Here is a 15,816-nt window from a genome sequence, read left to right on the forward strand (position 1 = left end):
GCGGGCGCGCCCCAGCGTGACATTGCCGTCGCGCTCTTTGGGGAAAGGCGTGTTGCCGTTGAATGGTCGCGCGGATCGGATTGTCTGCGGCTGCGGGTCCAGCGGCTCATCCGCGAGGGACGGCGGATGGTGCGCGGTGGCTACCGGGATCTGCTGGCCTGAGGGGCCAGAGTCAAAGGGCGGCGGGCGCGGGTGTCAGGGTCTTGGGCGGGAGAAGGTTCCGCCCTTTGACTGCAACCATGATGTGACGGAGGGCTTTGCCATGAAGCTGTTCAAGATCGGATTGTCCGTGCTGGTACTGGTGGGCATCGGTACGGGGGCTTTCATTTACTGGCCCAAGGGTCGGGTGGAACAGGAGGGACCGGCCACGGTGGTCAAGGCTGACGTGGTCGAGATCGCGGGTGTTCGGCATCGGCTGGCCGGGATCGTGGTGCCACTGCCCGACCAACAATGCCTGGATCGAAAGGGTCAACCATGGCCCTGTGGTCCGGAAGCAATCAGGGCGCTTACTGAACTGACGACCGGGACACCGGTTTTGTGCCGTCCGCGTGCTGCCAACTCTGACTTGTCGGACTGCTTTGTCGGCGGTGATTCCCTGTCGGAACTGATGGTTCGTCGTGGTTGGGCGATGGCATGCCGATCGGGTCATGACGACCTGAGTGATTGGGAACGAAATGCGCGCTTCCTGTTGTCCGGTGTGTGGCGTGGCACCTTTGATCCGCCCATACCCCCAGACCAATGTCAGTGAAGGTCCATTTCTTGCGGCAAATCATCAGATACAGGACCATCGGCTGGATAGGCGCGAGCAGCCTGAACGCCGATGATCCAAAGCGTTTCTGCTGGGTTGCTGCCCATCACGGGCAGCCTGAGAAAACCGACAACACGGTCTCGGCTGCCAATCTCGTGATAGGCGGCTTGATCGACCGGTTCCTGCGACAGGATGCTGTTGATGATGGACTTATCATCCAGACCCGGGAGCGAACGGACCAGCGACAGCGCCGTCTGGCCGATCATCCGCCAGCATCGCGGTTGGATCGAGGGGTCAACGACAGCGATAGTGCCTTGGTGCGCGTCCGCGACCCCTGCAAGGACTTCTGTCACCGCAGGAAGGGGTGTCTGTTCATGTCCCGCCCTGGTCCAACTGACCAGCAAGCTGCGATGGCCGGGCTGGTGAATCCGCTGCAAATGCGGCACGCCGACCATGGCAAGGGCGAAGACCATCCGGTCTGAATAATCAGCGAGTGACATGCAGGGGGGCCGATCCTGTATAGGCTCAATAAGGGCGAAAATAGCCCTTATTCACCGCCTTGTCACCGGCTTTGCTTTGATCGGAGCCATGATCTCGCTCCGACAAATCCGTGCTGCCCGCGCTCTCCTTGGTTGGTCCCAGCAAAAGCTGGCCGACGAGGCTATCGTTTCGGTCAAGGCGGTCGCACGCCTGGAACGCAACGAGGTGTCTACGCGCACCTCTACCCTGGAAGCGCTGGAGAACACCCTCACCAAGGCGGGGATTATCTTCATCTCGGCGTCAGACGGGGTGGGGGAGGGTGTGCGCCTGGCTTCGGACGTGGATTGACCCGGTGGTGGGGGTAAAGAGTCAGAGGCGGCTTGGGCCTTCGTGACGGGTTGGGCTGGAGGAGTGGCCTTCGGCACCCGTCATGGAGATGTGCCATGACCCAGGTGGAAATCCTCGACAATCCCCGTGATGCCGCGCGCGGCTACCGGGTGGATGCGAACCGTGGCCAGCGCAATGGCCGGGTATCGTCGGAATGGTTCTCGCGGCCGAATGATGAGCGGTTCCTGTCCCTGTCCGACCTCTATGCGTCGGTTAAGACCCGCACGGATCGCAGCCGGACGCGCACCCTGGCTAGTGCTGATATACGGGTGGAGGCGCGCAGCGATGTGCCGGAACGGCTGTCGCTGCTGCTGCCTGGGGCTGACCGCCCCGTGGCACCGACCCATTGGAGCTTCGGACAGTTGGCGGGGCTGGTCGGGGCACCCGCCTCCTATCTGCGGCAGCTTCCGGCGGCGCTGGCCGGGATCAACCTGCAATATGGGCTGACATCGCATCGGGCCGAACAGGTCAAGACCCTGGAGATTGAAGACGGTCGCGTTGAGCTGCGCGCCGTCACCGGGCCGGATTATGGCCGTATCTTTGATCATGAGCTGGTCGAGGCGGTGCAGCGCATTGCCGGCAATGGCACCGGGGACACCCGCTGGAAGGTGCCCGGCGTGCTGGACTGGTCGACCGGCATCTATCATCCGCGCGTGGACATTACCCGCGACACGACCACGCTCTATGCCAGCGACCGCGACGTGTTCCTGTTCCTGGTCGATGACCTGAACCCGATTGAGGCGGGGCGACTGCCCGATGGGTCGCCGGATCTCTATTTCCGGGGTTTCTATTGCTGGAACAGCGAGGTCGGGGCCAAAACCCTGGGCATGGCCAGCTTCTACCTGCGGGCGGTGTGTCAAAATCGAAACCTGTGGGGCGTGGAGGATTTCCAGGAAATCACCATCCGCCATTCCAAATATGCCGCGTCCCGCTTTGCCCATGAGGCGGCACCCGCTCTGACGCGCTTTGCCAATTCCTCGCCCATGCCGTTTATCAACGGCATCAAGGCATCGCGTGGACAGATCGTCGCCCGCAGCGATGATGACCGCGACGAGTTCCTGCGCAAGCGCGGCTTTTCCAAGGCGGAGACGGGCAAGATCATCGAAACCGTGCTGGCGGAGGAGGGGCGCAAGCCGGAAAGCATCTTTGATTTTGTCCAAGGCATCACGGCAGTCGCCCGCGACAAGCCGCACCAGGACGCGCGGCTGGATATGGAGGCCAGGGCCAAGAAGCTGCTGGACCGGGTTGCCTGACCGGCGGCGGGCACAGAGGCAGAGGAGGCTGGGGGTTTCGCGACGGGTGCCAGGGTGGGAGAGAGGCTTCCACCGGCCCGTCATGGAGAAAACCCATGGCCACGAAAGCAGCTGACAAGATCATCCTGAGCCGGTCCCAGGATATCCCCTTCAACAAGCTGGTCCTGTCCCAGGCCAATGTCCGCCGCGTCAAGGCGGGCGTGTCCATCGCCGATCTGGCCGAGGACATTGCCCGCCGGACCCTGCTGCAAAGCCTGTCCGTCCGGGCGCAGTTGGATGACCAGGGCCAGGAGACGGGCATTTACGAGGTGCCGACCGGCGGGCGTCGCTACCGGGCGTTGGAACTGCTGGTCAAGCAGAAGCGCCTGGCCCGCAACGCCCCCATCCCCTGTGTCATCCGTACCGAGGGGCTGGGCGAGGAGGACAGTCTGGCGGAAAACCTGCAACGGGTAGCGCTGCACCCGCTGGATCAGTTCCGCGCCTTTCAGACCCTGATGGACAAAGGCCTCAGCGAAGAAGACATCGCCGCCCGCTTCTTTGTCACCCCGGCCGTGGTGAAACAGCGGCTGCGGCTGGCTTCAGTGTCGCCCAAGCTGCTGGAAATCTATGCCGAGGATGGCATGAACCTCGACATGCTGATGGCCTTCAGCGTCAGCGACAGCCATGAGCGCCAGGAACAGGTCTGGGCCTCCCTCACCCAGCCCTGGCAGAAGGAGCCCTATCACATCCGCCGTGCCCTGACGGCCAGCAGCATCCCCGCCTATGACAAGCGCGCCCGCTTTGTCGGGCTGGAAGCCTATATCGCCGCCGGTGGTCCGGTGATGCGCGATCTGTTCACGCCGGACGAGGGCGGTTGGTTGGGCGACGTACCGCTGCTGGAACGGCTGGTGGCGGAAAAGCTGGCCAAGGCCGCTGACGCTGTGATGGCCGAGGGCTGGAAATGGGTCGAGGTGAATGTCGATTTCCTCTATGGCCACACCGTCGGTCAGCGCCGCCTGAAGGCGGAGATTGTCCCCCGGACGGAGGATGAGGAGGCGCGGTTTTCCGAGCTTTCTGCCGACTATGAACGGCTGGCCGAGGAACATGATACGGGCGAGGACATCCCCGAGGAGGTCGATCAGCGGCTGACGGCTCTTTCGGCTGAAATCGCCCAGTTGGAAGAGCGGCCGGAGCGTTTCAATCCCGATGAGATGGCGCGGGCTGGCTGCTATGTTCGTGTGAACGCGGAAGGGGAATTGCGGGTGGAGCGCGGTTTCGTGCGCCGCGAAGATGAACCGCCGGTGGAGGAGGTGATCCCCGAGGGTGACACGCCGGAATGCGATGTCAACCAACCTGCTGCTGCCCATGCCGCCTATACCGGCACCAGTGTCAGCCAGGAACCGGAACCCGAGGATGAGGGCATGAAGCCATTGTCCGACCGGCTGGTGATGGAACTGACCACCCATCGCACGCTGGCCCTGCGGGATGCCTTGGCGCGGGACCCGGACACGGCGTTCCTGGCCGTGCTGCATGTGCTGTGCCTGGAGACCTTCTATCCCGGCTCCTATGCCAGTTGCCTGGAAATCAGCGCCCGCGGCACGGTGCCGGTGCTCCAGGAACCCAGCTTGCGCGACTGTGCCGCCGCCACCGCCATCGTGGACCGACATGAGAACTGGCGGCAGCAGATGCCGACGCGGGCGACGGAGTTGTGGGATGTGCTGGTGGGGTTCGATGCCGACAGCCGGTCTGGCCTGTTTGCGCATTGTGTGGCGGGGACGGTGAATGCCGTGCATGAGAACTGGAACCGCCACAATGGCCGCCTGAACCATGCCGACACGCTGGCGGGCGTGCTGGACCTGGATATGGCTGCCGCGGGTTGGGCGCCGACGGTGGACAACTTCCTGGGCCGCGTCACCAAGGCCCGCATCCTGGAAGCCGTCCGGGAGGCGAAGGGAGCAGACGCCGCCCAGCGCATTGAGCATCTGAAGAAGCCCGACATGGCGGCCCATGCGCAGGAGCTGCTGGCGGGCATAGGCTGGCTACCGGAACTGCTGCGCAAACCCAAGCGGACGATGTCCGCACAGGAGGAAGTGGCGCAGCCGACCCCGGAAATTGAGCCGGAGGAGGGGGCAGCCGTCGAGGACCCGTCGATGGCGGCACCAGCGATAGCCGCCGAATGAAGCCCGATCAATGCCATTTTCGAGCCCGGTTCGCTGCCGGGCTCCCTTTTTTGGGGAGAACTGTCATGACCGACACGACCCATGTCCCGGCACCCGCCAACCCATGTGAGGCCTGGCAGATAGAAGCCGCGCACCGTGCACGGCTGGCGGCAGAGGCCCGTATCGTCAACCGTGCCGCTATCTTTGCGGCCCTGGCCGATGCCGGTATCACCACGGTCACGCTGCATTTCGACGGCTATGGCGATTCCGGCCAGATCGAGGATGTAACCGCCCTTGCTGGTGATCAGTCCAGGGCCCTGCCGTCTGTATCCGTTGAGATGGCCAAGGCGATTTGGGATGGCTCCGGGCTTGAGCGCCAACATATGCCGCTGTCTCAGGCCATTGAGAGCTTGGTCTATGATTGTCTTGAATCAACCCATTCGGGCTGGGAGAACAACGATGGCGGCTATGGGGATTTTGTCTTCGATGTCGCCGCGCAGACGATCAAGCTCGACTATGACGAGCGGTATGTCGCCATCGAAAATTACCAACATGATTTTTGAGGGAGGCTGACATGGGACATCCCTGCCACCATGCCCTTTCCTCGGTCCGCAAATGGGGCGGGACGGCGGATGAGTACCTGCCTTTGCATCAATGGCTGGACGCGTCCAAAATGTTGGTGGCTGATTTTCGTCACCGCGCCCTGCGCCACCATGCCCAGGGCATCTTTGAGATGGAACGGGTCTATGGCGTTACGCTGACGCTATCGACGGGACGGGTTGTGCCCGTCAGGCTGGTCGGTGAGCAGCACATTATTGAGGATCTGGGCTTCATCCCCAGCTTTGCCGACTGGGTCCGCTGCATCCGTCCTGAACCCTGGATGGGGCGCGCCCAGCCGATCCACAGGCTGGTCGATCCCTTTGCCATGGCTGACCCCATGCCGGAATGCGGTACGGCAAAGGCCCCGGTCAGCCTTGAATGACCGCACCTCCCCATAGAAATCGGGCCCGGTCTCAGCGCCGGGCCTTTTACCTCTCAGGAGATGGATAATGGCGATACCTGACCATGCCCGTGCCAATTTCCAAACCCTGCTGCGGGCCGCTCATGATGGAAATCTGGCGCTGATGGAATGCAACGACGCGGTTACCGGGGAGCCGCGTTATGTCATCTGTGCCGTTGGGCGCGATGCCGACGGCTTCCTCATGACACCCTTCGGTCATCTCGCGGATGGCAATCCGTATGAGGCCTATCTCCCGCCAGATGCGCCTGGCGGTCCGGGCAGTACGGATGGCTGATCATGGAAAATATCGGCCAGTTGGTTCGCCGCCTTGCGCTGGAGGCCGAGGCGGTGTGCCGTCAGTTCTTGCCCAATGGACGTCGGCAGGGGTGCTATTGGCTGGTCGGCGATGTGCAAGGTCATCATGGCCGCAGCCTCTATGTCCGCCTGACGGGCTCCCGTGCTGGTTCCTGGACCGATGCCGCCACGGGGGAGCATGGCGACCTGTTGGACCTGATTGCCCTGAACCGGGGCCTGTCCATCCGCGACGCTATGGCGGAAGCACGGGCGGTGCTGCATCTGCCGCTGCCGGTCACCGGAACCTTTACCACTGCAATGGCACCCAAAGGTTCACCCGAAGCCTGCCGCCGTCTGTTTGCGGCCAGCAAGCCTTTGCCGGGCACTTTGGCGGAACGCTACCTGGCCAAGCGCGGCATTGTCTTGCACCACCCTGAACCGGCGCTGCGGTTTCATCCGCACTGCCATCGCTGGGAGCCGTCCGGCACCATCAGCTTGCCCGCCTTGATTGCCGCCGTCACCGATGATGGCGGCCACATCACGGGCTTGCACCGAACCTGGCTCAGCCTAGCCGGCGACAAGGCCGCGCTGGATGATCCCCGCCGTGCGATGGGTCATTTGCTGGGAAATGGCGTGCGCTTTGGCCCCTTTGGCCCCGTCATGGCGGCGGGGGAGGGGGTGGAAACGATGCTGTCGCTACGCCAGGCCTTGCCGTTGCTGCCGGCGGTCGCAACCCTCTCCGCAGCACACCTCGCCGCCTGGACTTTTCCAGCGCTGCTGCGTCGGCTCTATGTCGTCTGTGATGCCGATCCGGCGGGGGAATGGGCTTTTGCCCGTCTGTCGTCGCGTGGCCACGCCGCCGCGTTGACGGTCCTGCCTTTGCGGCCCCGGCTAGACGATCTCAACAGCGACCTGATGGCCTATGGGCTGATGGCGCTGCGCGAATGGATCGTCCCGCAATTGGCCGAGGTCGATACAACCACCTTCCTGCCCTGCGGATAGGATCCTGGCATCCGCAGCGTCAGAAGCGGACTGGGCCTGTACGGCGCACAGCATCGTCATGTCACCCGTGAAGGGCGGGCCGCAGCAAGGCGGCCTTCCAGGTTGGGGATCTGCCAGGGTCACCCGGCCCCGCAACGGCCAGAGGCCGTCCTCCGCTGGCGCTGCGGCCCGCGAGGGGTGCGGGGCCGGGCTTAACCCTGGCGGGCGCTCCCCAGGAAGGCCGCGACCGGCGCGGCCCACAAATCCGGTGACCGCCATGCTGACCAGCCGCACGACATCCCCATTCCCCGCCACCGACGGCCTTACGGAGGCCGCACCGTCCGCCCATCTGCTGGAGGAACTGCAGCTTTACGGCTATCGCCCCTTCCAGGACGAGCCCGACCCGCGTCCTTTGCCCGAGGCCGATCAGGCCAGGGCCGAGATCGGGGCCTGCCTGGAGACCCTGGCCGGGCTGTTGACCGGCACCCGGCTGGAGGATGACCTGGACGACCTGCTCTGGGCCTGCGTCAATGTCTTCCATCGCCGCATCGGCAGCCTGGAGCGCGACCTGGACACCAACGAGCAAGCCCAGCAGCGCAGCCACAGCGAACAGGACGGCTCAGAAATCCGCTCTGTTGAGCTGGAACGCCTCACCGCCGAAGGGTTGGGCCTGATCGAACGCCGCAACGCCTTCGAGTTCTTCCGCGACGCTGCCGCCGAGATGTACGAGGCCCTGACCGGCTCCACCTGGCGCCCGCGCCAGGGCTCCCAGTTGAACCACCGCACCCTGACGGCGGCGATCATTGACAGCCGCGACCATATCGCCGCCCGTCGCCACGCCGACACCAACCTGCTGCTGCCCCCCGGCCCGAAGGTCGCCTTTACCGGTGGGGTGGAGTGCAACGATGTCGACCGTATCTGGGCAGCGCTGGACAAGGTCCATGCCAAACATTCCGACATGGTCCTGCTGCATGGCGGCAGCCCCAAGGGTGCCGAACGCATCGCCGCCTGCTGGGCGGAGAACCGTCGCGTTCCGCAGATCGTCTACAAGCCCGACTGGACCCGCCACAAGAAGGCGGCACCCTTCCGCCGCAACGATCAGATGCTGGAAACCCTGCCCATCGGCCTCATCGCCTTTCCAGGTTCCGGCATCACCCAGAACCTTGCCGATAAGGCCCGCAAGATGGGCGTGCCCGTCTGGTGCTTCGGGGAGGGGGGATGAAGGGGGGGGCGTAAGCGGACGGGCGGGTTTTCGGTCAGGCTGCAAAGAAAGCGGCCGAATTTTAGGTGTCCGTCAAACTTCCGTTTAAAGGACAGGGGGCGGATTTCAGCCGACTATAGTTTACCCCACCATGTAAGCAGGCGTCGCCACCAGTTCTCGCTTGCCGATTTGGGCATGTGCTTTTCCCCGGCAGGTTCTTTCTGCACAGGTGACGGCAGGGGAGAGCTTTCAACCTGCCCAAAGTAGCTTGCCTTGGCCCGACGATCTCGCTGCCGTTCCGCAGCGATCTGAGCGTCCGTCCAGGGAGGTGCCTCGATCACCCGCCCCCGGCGGATAACGTAGTGCGACCTGCACGGCAGAGTCCAACTGCCAACCGAGGGATGCAGCGTGATCGTTTCGCCGTCGTATGTGATGTTCCAGTCCGTCGGAGTGAGGGGGGTCACGACCTCCTCGCCGCAGCCGCAGCAGCAACTGTGGGCGACGCTGCCGAATTCGAGGGAAACGTAGAGCACCCCCGGCTCCAGTGTTTCGGGAAAATGCTGCACGAAGCGATGTTCAAGGACGGTGTGCCGGATCATGATTGGTCCTCGTTGAGCAGCATGTTCCCGTCGAGCGTATAAGTCGAGTGATGCTCGTTCTCAAGATCGCAGTAGAATCCACAGAGTTTCTTCCACTTGATCACTGCGAGCACCGCGTTGAGCGCGTTGAGGTCGGCGACCTGGATGTTGGATGCGTACACGTCGCCAGCCCCGCCACCGGCCAGGGGAATGCGGCTGTGCGAGCCGATCCGCTGCCGGCTCGCCGACGTGCTAGTCGTTACCCGCAGGATCCCGCTCAGCCCATGGTCGCCGAGTTCCAGGCCCATGCCGATATCGATGAACCCGACGCCGCGGGCGTGGAGCCGTTCGATGATCGCCGCCTTGGCCTCGCCGGCATCCAAGCTCAGGAAAGCGAAGTTGATGCCGTCGAGCAGATTGAGGTTGACTGCCGTGATAGCTTGGGGCACTGCCGTGATGCCACGGTGCATGCGCTCGTAGATCGCCTTGAAGTAGTTCACCTTAAGTGGGGCGTCGCGCAACTCGTTGAGGCTCGGCGCGCCAAGCGCCCGGAAAGCGTTGTGCTGGAGGAACTCATCGGCGTCGAAGATCCGGATTTCGGCAACGGGTGCCTTCGCCAGCATGTCGAGGATATAGCTACCGGACCCGCCGAGGCCGACAATCGCGATGCGGTGGCCCGCGAGCTTCGAGGTGAGAGCGCCAATGCCGACACGATCAGACGCCGTCTCGACATAGTTGAACACGCTGCCCCCGTCCTCCTCCAGGTCAAGGGCGCGGTATGGGCGGGGAGTCGAGAGGTTGTCGATCACTGCGGCCGGACCCGCGACGATCGAAGCATAGGTGGCCATCTTGTGGTGATAGTCGCGGTAACCGCCTTCGGGCTTGCTTGAGAAGGCGTGCTCGGCGGTCAGCCCGTTGCCGAGATCGAAGTGTTTCGTTTGGTGTGAGATTGCGGCGATCCTGCTCCCGTCGGCGAAGCATGGGTAGTCGCCGTCGAAATGCATGATATGGGTGTCAGGCTGCCGGGTCTGGTCGCCGGCCAGCGCCAGACTTGAGATCAGGGTGCCTTTGCGGACCTTGCGATTCGCATCGACATAGGGAACCTCGCGCATGACGAGGAAACCTCCGACGACCTGGACGAAATAGCCTTCCTCACGCAGCTTGGAGAGGTCGGCGTTACGACTGAACAGTGCGAGTGACATTGAAGACCGTCCCCTGCTTGATGGTAACCGAACCGTGGGCGCCCAGTTCGCCGGCGTGCGGCTTCGAGGCCGCCTTGCGATAGGTCATCGAGAAGGTGACGTTGGCCTCGTGCGGACCAGGGAACGCCAGTTCGACGATCTGCTCGAAGGTCACCGTCGGGCCGCGGACCAGGCGCGGACGGGTGTTGACGATGATCTCGATCTCGACCGGAGGGCGCGGCGCGTTGTAGAAGCGCTCGATGCCGGGGGCATTCAGGTCGACCAACATGGTCGGCTCGATCAGCACGTCCGTTTCGCCGCGCACCTCGAGGAAGACCGCTTCGCCCGGTCCGGGCTTGGCAAGCTGCTCGAGGATGTAGCCGCTGATCGCGGGCTTGCCCCAGCGTTGTTCGTGCGAGTTGACCTCGAACTTTGGACTTGCCCGGAAAAAGTGGAGAGCGATTGGTTGATTATGCTGCCAGCTTGAGAGGCAGGCTCTCGAACTGGATTGGGCTTTTGAAGCCCAAGGCTGAATGCCTTCTTGTTGGGTTATAGAACGCGTCGATGTATCGGCCAATGGCGGTTTCGGCGGCGATGCGGGTTTTGAAGGTGGTTCGCCAGACCAGTTCCGCCTTCAGCGTCTTGAACACGGTTTCCACCATGGCATTGTCGTAGCAGTTTCCCTTTCCGCTCATGGATACGATGAAACCATAGGCGGCCAGGAGTTTTTGGTAGTCGTCCGAGCAGTATTGGCTGCCGCGATCGGAGTGGTGAATGACGCCCTTCGGCGGCCTGCGGATAGCGATGGCGCGCCTGAGGGCGTTTAGGGCGAGATCCTTCTTCAGCCTGTCGGACACCGCCCAGCCGATGATACGGCGCGAAAAGAGGTCGAGCACGATGGCCAGATAGAGCCAGCCCTCGGCGGTCCAGACATAGCTGATGTCGACGCCCCACTTCTCATTTGGTCCGGCGGCGGCAAAATCCTGGTCGAGGACATTGGCGGCAACCGGGCCTTTGTGGTCGCTGTCCGTCGTTTTCTTGAAGCGGCGCTTCTGCACGGCTTTCAGGCCATTATCGCGCATGAGCCTGGCAACGCGATGACGCCCGACGGCAATACCGTCCTCGTTCAGCTCTGCCGTCATGCGCGGGCTGCCATAGGTCTCATTGGATGTCCGGAACTCGGCCCGGATATGGGCGAGCAGAACCATGTCCTCGCGCTGGCGCAGGCATGGCGCGCGACCTTTCCAGGCATAAAAGCCGCTTTCGCTGACGTCGAGCAACGCGCAGGCACGCTGAACCGGCACATTCGCCTTCTCTGCCTCGATGACCTTGAACCTCATTTCATGGTCTCCTTGGCAAAGAAGGCGGCCGCTTTCCTAAGAAACACACTCTTCAGCAGTCATTGGCGCCAGCTCGTAGCCCATAGACCGGGCGCGACGCTGAAGGTTGGCTATGACCCTTCCTCGATGCCGCTCATCATAGGCAGCGGCACCTGGGTCTCGATACACCATTCCAAACCGGAGGGCGTTGTAGAACAGTACCGCGATCTTCCTTGCCGTTGCCGTCACTGCCTTTTGCTTTCCGATGCGCCCCGCCAGCCTTCGGTAAAATGCGCCAAGGGCGGTGTCACTTCGCCCAATCGCAGTGGCAGCCAACCGCAACAGCGCCGCCGCTCGACTGGAGGAACGACGGGTCCGGGATGAAAGCACTTTGCCGCCGGAGATCTTGTTGCCAGGTGCAAGGCATAGCCACGATGTGAAGTGCTTGGCGGAGGGCCATGCTCTCAGATCCGTTCCGCATTCGCCGATGAGCTTTAGCGCAAGCGAGGAGCCCAGGCCGTGAATCTGGGTCAAATCTGTCCGGGTGAGACCGTATAGTGCAGCTCGCACATTGAAGGATGGTTCATTCGTCTGCTTGGTCTTCGTCCGGCTCTTTGGTAGCGGCGAAATCGGCGCTTCCGGGTCTACGGTCATAGACGCAATTGACGCTTCAAGCTTGCGGTCACATTCGAGCATTTTCATCTGGTAGAAGTCGTAGAGCTCCAGTGACTGACAAAGGGCAAATACGTGCTCATCGCGATCGTTGCCGATCAGGGATGCCCTGATTGTTTCGACAGACGAGTGGCAGCGAACATCGCGCAACGATGCCAGAACGTTGGGATCGCGTTCACCGGAAACGATCGCACGGATGATCTTCATGCCCGTTACGCCGGTGATGTCGGAGACAACATGGTGGAGCTGTAGATTCATCTCCATCAAAGCCTTCTGCATATGCTGAATATGGGCTGCCGCATACTCCACCAGTCGTTCTCGCTGGCGCAGGTAAGCACGCAGCGTTGCGACCTGTGCGTTCGGTCGAAAGCTCCCGCGTAGCAGGCCATAGGAATGCAACTGGCGAAGCCATGCCGCATCGCTGACGTCTGTCTTCCTGCCAGGGACGTTCTTTGCATAACGCGCGTTGACCAGGATCACCTCGAAGCCATGCTGCTCCAGAATCTCGTAGGCCGGTATCCAGTAGACGCCGGTCGACTCCATCGCCACGCTTGTGACGCCGCAGGATTTGAACCAGGCGGCAAGATCATGCAAATCCTGGGTGAAGGTTCCGAATGAACGGATCGGCATGTCGGCACAATCGGGATTGACCGCAGCCATATGCATCGTGGACCCGATGTCGATGGCCGCCGCTCTAGGGTTCATGTGGGTGAGGTTCTGCGGCGTGGATGCACTTGTCTTTGGCATGGCTTTCCCTCCTCTGGATCGGGAGGGGCTGGGCCGCGCAAGTTCGTCATTTTCCTAACCGGGATCGCCGCCGAAACAGCGTCACCACTCTCAAGTCCGCAACAGCCCATGTGCCACGTTTTTTAACGGGGTCGATCGCCTCCAATAAGCAGTCGGCAACTCCCCTCCCACAGTCAGCGTAGCACGGCCTGTTTCTACCGCGCACAGGCGGACCGAAGCCCGTGATCGTTTTTTAGCAGGTCGCGCTCCTGCCGCAGAATCTCGTTTTCCTTACGAAGACGCGCCAGTTCCCTGGCGGTGTCCTCATGCGGGCCGGAAAGAAGATCAGCCTCTTTGGCCGATGAAACCCACTTACCCAGCGTCGACAGCCCAACACCAAGATCCTCGGCAATCGCCCGCAGAGGGCGACCACTCGTCTGGGTCAGGCGAACCGCCTCGGCTTTGAACTCATCCGTGAATTGCGCGTGCCGGCCCGGGCCGCGTTTCTTCTCTTTCGTCATGGGACGATATCCTATCTGACATTAAGGACATCGCTCTCCACTTTTTCCGGGCAAGTCCATGAGCGGCTTCCCCCTCCGAGACGGAGATCACCTTGGTGTGGAAGGGCGCATAGCGGCCGGAAATCAAGGTATAGAAGGATATGGCGGGTCCCGACCCCTTGTGCGGGTTGACGGCGCCCACCACCTCGCCCTGGCCGCCCAGCGGGAAATGCTGGCCGTCGGAACTGGACACCGACGCATCGCCGAACCAGGCGGACAAGGGGTGCGCGTGTTGGGCGGCAGTGACGCATGCCAGGGCACGGCCGTAATTCTCCTCACTGAGATACCAGCCGGCGGCCCAGGCCAGTTGCCGGTAGGTGGCGACATCGCAGGCTTCGGCCATGCGCGTCAGTCCCAGGTTGGTGGCGTCGGCCAGCACCGTCGTCAGGGTGATGCGCGGATCGTCCGCTGGAAGCTGTGTCCGCAGATGAGTGAAGCACTCCATCATGCCGGTCCAGCGGTTGACCTCAGCCAGCAGTTCGGTGATGCGCACTCGTGGCATCACGGCCTGGACACGGTCGGCCAGTTGCTCCGCCGCCTCCGGGGTCACGGCTTGCAATGGTGAGATTTTCAACGCTGTCCCATTGATCCTGACATCCGGGAGCAACTGCTTTGCGGCCTGCCCGTCGACTTGACGCAGCCGCTCCTCCAGCAGCTCCCGCCGCTCGCGCAGATATCCGATGGCCTCCTCCTGCACGGCGACAGGTAACGGCCCGGCCAGCTTCATGGTCGAGAACAGGGTCTTCGGCACGAGCTGGTCTTCCACGGCCCGGTATTGTCTGCTGCCGGCTACCCAGACGTCCCCGGCCCGCAGCCGGTCGCGCAATTCCACGAACAGGCAGAGTTCATAGGCTGGCGTATTGATCCCATCTCGTAGCACTGCCGCCCGCCAAGTGCGCCGGATGAAGCCGGTCGGCAGGCCCTTGGGCAGATTCCGCCGGGACCCGGCATAGAAGGTCCGCATCAGAGCCAATGCGTTCAGCAGGGCACCGACGCCAGCAATGCCCTGGAAGCGGAAACTGTCCAGGAACATTGGGCCCACCCAGCGCAGCAGGGCGTGGTTTGTGGCGGCGAGCGCCGCATAATCGGTGCCATCATCGCGGGTCAGTTCGCCGGCCTCAGCCACAGCGGCCTTGAATTTCTCCCAGGGAATGACCGCCTCGATGGCCGCGAAGGCATCGGTACCCTTGCCGCGTGCGTCGATCAGCGCCTCGCCCACCCTTGCCAGCAACCGCACCTTCTCGTTCATGGCCCGGCTGTTGGCCTGAATAGTTTCAGCCGCGCGGCGTTCGGCCCGTCGGAACAGGCCGCCGATGAGACGGTCGAACATGCCGATGACGTCGTCGGTGAGCCGGGTGATGGTTTCCAGCACGGTCATCGTCAGGATGGACTGCCGGCGCAGCGGTGCCAGTGCTGACAGATGCTGAGCCGATAATCGGTTACCTTCCCGGATCAGGAGATGGACACGGTCCGCATGTATGCTTTCCCGGATCGCCGGATTGATGCCGAGGGTTCTCAAGGCGGACAATTGTTCAACCAGCCTGGCCATGGCGCGATGTCCCGTGGCGCCGGGTGGCTGGCGTGCCCGGGCCAACAGGCTCATGCCTGTATCGGCGCGTTCCACCAGCAACCCATCAATGCCCTCGCACTGCTCCACCGTCAGGGCGGCATCAATCTGCCTTTCGACATGGCGCTCGGCCTGCAACAGGGCGGTGGCCACCAGGCGTTCGATGGTGGAGGCAACTGGGGCCACGATGGTCCGACGCCGCAACTCCTCCATCAGCAGGCCCGCCAGAACCATGCCGCTGGTGGTGGCCAAGGCGACGGGCAGCAGCCATTTGGCGATCTCGCGCCGGATCGGTTGCGAGAAGGTGGTATAGCCATAGATGGCGTAGAGCGCTTCGAGCTGGTCGTAGCGTGTCTGCGATCTTGTGGCATATTCCGCCAATGCGTCGGGCGGCAGATCCAACTGGTCGGCGACGAAAGACAGCACCTGGGGAGGAACCAGTTCCCCTGGCCGCAGCAGCCGCCCCGGATAGCGGAGCGCACAGAGCTGGACGGCAAAGCCCAGTTGGTTGTGTGGACGCCGCCGGCGCGCGACGATGGCGATGTCGGCAGGGCTCAGTGTGTAATGGCGGATCAGGTCGGTCTCCGCCGTCGGCAGAGCGAACAGCGCCTCGGTTTGGGCATCGGTCAGTACGCTGCGGCGCGGCATAGCGGTTCTGTCCCAGTTGGAGTAATGTCTATTCAGTACGCGACAAGACCCAGACGTTCCGCCGCCGACAGGGCGATGCCGCC

The 15,816-nt window shown here is 62.9% G+C and carries 15 protein-coding genes and 3 pseudogenes (1 of these 18 only partly in view); 10 read left to right on the top strand and 8 right to left on the bottom strand.

The window, feature by feature from the left end:
- Positions 1–162: the end of a DUF2285 domain-containing protein gene (locus ABC729_RS16850; RefSeq protein WP_495608770.1), read on the top strand. The gene continues 315 nt to the left of window position 1, outside the view; only the last 162 of its 477 coding nucleotides appear in the window; its start codon lies beyond the left edge, outside the window; it ends in the stop codon at positions 160–162.
- Positions 163–262: 100 nt separating this feature from the next.
- Positions 263–748 carry a thermonuclease family protein gene (locus tag ABC729_RS16855; RefSeq protein ID WP_495608771.1) on the top strand — a complete coding sequence of 162 codons (486 nt, stop codon included), beginning with the start codon at positions 263–265 and terminating at the stop codon, positions 746–748.
- Here the strand turns inward: ABC729_RS16855 and ABC729_RS16860 are convergent.
- Complete coding sequence (locus tag ABC729_RS16860) at positions 742–1,248, bottom strand: hypothetical protein (RefSeq protein WP_495608772.1); 507 nt, start codon at positions 1,246–1,248, stop codon at positions 742–744. The two genes, ABC729_RS16855 and ABC729_RS16860, sit on opposite strands and share 7 nt — an antisense overlap.
- Positions 1,249–1,336: 88 nt before the next feature.
- Here ABC729_RS16860 and ABC729_RS16865 point away from each other — a divergent pair, with 88 nt between their 5' ends.
- The 8 genes from ABC729_RS16865 (at position 1,337) to ABC729_RS16900 (ending at position 8,503) form a co-directional block, all read left to right on the top strand.
- Positions 1,337–1,576 carry a helix-turn-helix domain-containing protein gene (locus tag ABC729_RS16865; protein ID WP_495608773.1) on the top strand — a complete coding sequence of 80 codons (240 nt, stop codon included), beginning with the start codon at positions 1,337–1,339 and terminating at the stop codon, positions 1,574–1,576.
- Between the two features lie 95 nt (positions 1,577–1,671).
- Complete coding sequence (locus ABC729_RS16870) at positions 1,672–2,868, top strand: DUF932 domain-containing protein (protein WP_495608774.1); 1,197 nt, start codon at positions 1,672–1,674, stop codon at positions 2,866–2,868.
- 95 nt (positions 2,869–2,963) lie between these two features.
- On the top strand, positions 2,964–5,027 hold the full coding sequence (locus ABC729_RS16875; RefSeq protein ID WP_495608775.1) for a ParB/RepB/Spo0J family partition protein: 2,064 nt from the start codon (positions 2,964–2,966) through the stop codon (positions 5,025–5,027).
- A 65-nt stretch (positions 5,028–5,092) separates the two neighbouring features.
- Positions 5,093–5,569, top strand: coding sequence for a DUF6878 family protein (locus tag ABC729_RS16880; protein ID WP_495608776.1), 477 nt, complete (start codon positions 5,093–5,095; stop codon positions 5,567–5,569).
- An 11-nt stretch (positions 5,570–5,580) separates the two neighbouring features.
- The gene (locus tag ABC729_RS16885; protein WP_495608777.1) at positions 5,581–5,988 is read left to right on the top strand and encodes a DUF6915 family protein; all 408 of its coding nucleotides are present in this window, start codon (positions 5,581–5,583) and stop codon (positions 5,986–5,988) included.
- Between the two features lie 67 nt (positions 5,989–6,055).
- Complete coding sequence (locus ABC729_RS16890; RefSeq protein ID WP_495608778.1) at positions 6,056–6,301, top strand: DUF6117 family protein; 246 nt, start codon at positions 6,056–6,058, stop codon at positions 6,299–6,301.
- A 2-nt stretch (positions 6,302–6,303) separates the two neighbouring features.
- A complete protein-coding gene (locus tag ABC729_RS16895; RefSeq protein ID WP_495608779.1) occupies positions 6,304–7,302 on the top strand; it encodes a DUF7146 domain-containing protein in 999 nt (332 codons plus the stop codon).
- Between the two features lie 256 nt (positions 7,303–7,558).
- Positions 7,559–8,503 (top strand): DUF2493 domain-containing protein, encoded by a 945-nt coding sequence (locus ABC729_RS16900; protein ID WP_495608780.1) that lies wholly within the window; start codon positions 7,559–7,561, stop codon positions 8,501–8,503.
- A 113-nt stretch (positions 8,504–8,616) separates the two neighbouring features.
- On the opposite strand, the gene ABC729_RS16905 is transcribed toward ABC729_RS16900, so the two are convergent.
- From ABC729_RS16905 to ABC729_RS16935, 7 genes and pseudogenes are all read right to left on the bottom strand, one after another.
- Complete coding sequence (locus ABC729_RS16905) at positions 8,617–9,081, bottom strand: ubiquitination-like system serine protease family protein (protein WP_495608781.1); 465 nt, start codon at positions 9,079–9,081, stop codon at positions 8,617–8,619.
- Positions 9,078–10,262, bottom strand: a complete 1,185-nt coding sequence (locus ABC729_RS16910; RefSeq protein WP_495608782.1) for a ThiF family adenylyltransferase — start codon at positions 10,260–10,262, stop codon at positions 9,078–9,080. Before ABC729_RS16910 ends, ABC729_RS16905 begins: the two co-directional genes overlap by 4 nt.
- Positions 10,237–10,818 (bottom strand): multiubiquitin domain-containing protein, encoded by a 582-nt coding sequence (locus ABC729_RS16915; RefSeq protein WP_495608783.1) that lies wholly within the window; start codon positions 10,816–10,818, stop codon positions 10,237–10,239. The genes ABC729_RS16910 and ABC729_RS16915 overlap by 26 nt, the downstream gene beginning before the upstream one ends.
- A pseudogene (locus tag ABC729_RS16920) lies at positions 10,712–11,622 on the bottom strand (IS3 family transposase); the annotation flags it as partial. The pseudogene ABC729_RS16920 and the gene ABC729_RS16915, both read right to left, overlap by 107 nt.
- Positions 11,618–12,979: an IS110 family RNA-guided transposase gene (locus tag ABC729_RS16925; protein ID WP_495608784.1), complete on the bottom strand. Its 1,362-nt coding sequence runs from the start codon at positions 12,977–12,979 to the stop codon at positions 11,618–11,620. The gene ABC729_RS16925 and the pseudogene ABC729_RS16920, both read right to left, overlap by 5 nt.
- Positions 12,980–13,209: 230 nt before the next feature.
- Positions 13,210–13,479 (bottom strand): annotated as a pseudogene (locus tag ABC729_RS16930) (transposase); the annotation flags it as partial.
- Between the two features lie 58 nt (positions 13,480–13,537).
- Positions 13,538–15,733, bottom strand: a pseudogene (locus tag ABC729_RS16935) (Tn3 family transposase); the annotation flags it as partial.
- Positions 15,734–15,816: the final 83 nt, after the last annotated feature.

The sequence above is a fragment of the Niveispirillum sp. CC-CTL257 genome, assembly GCF_059489915.1.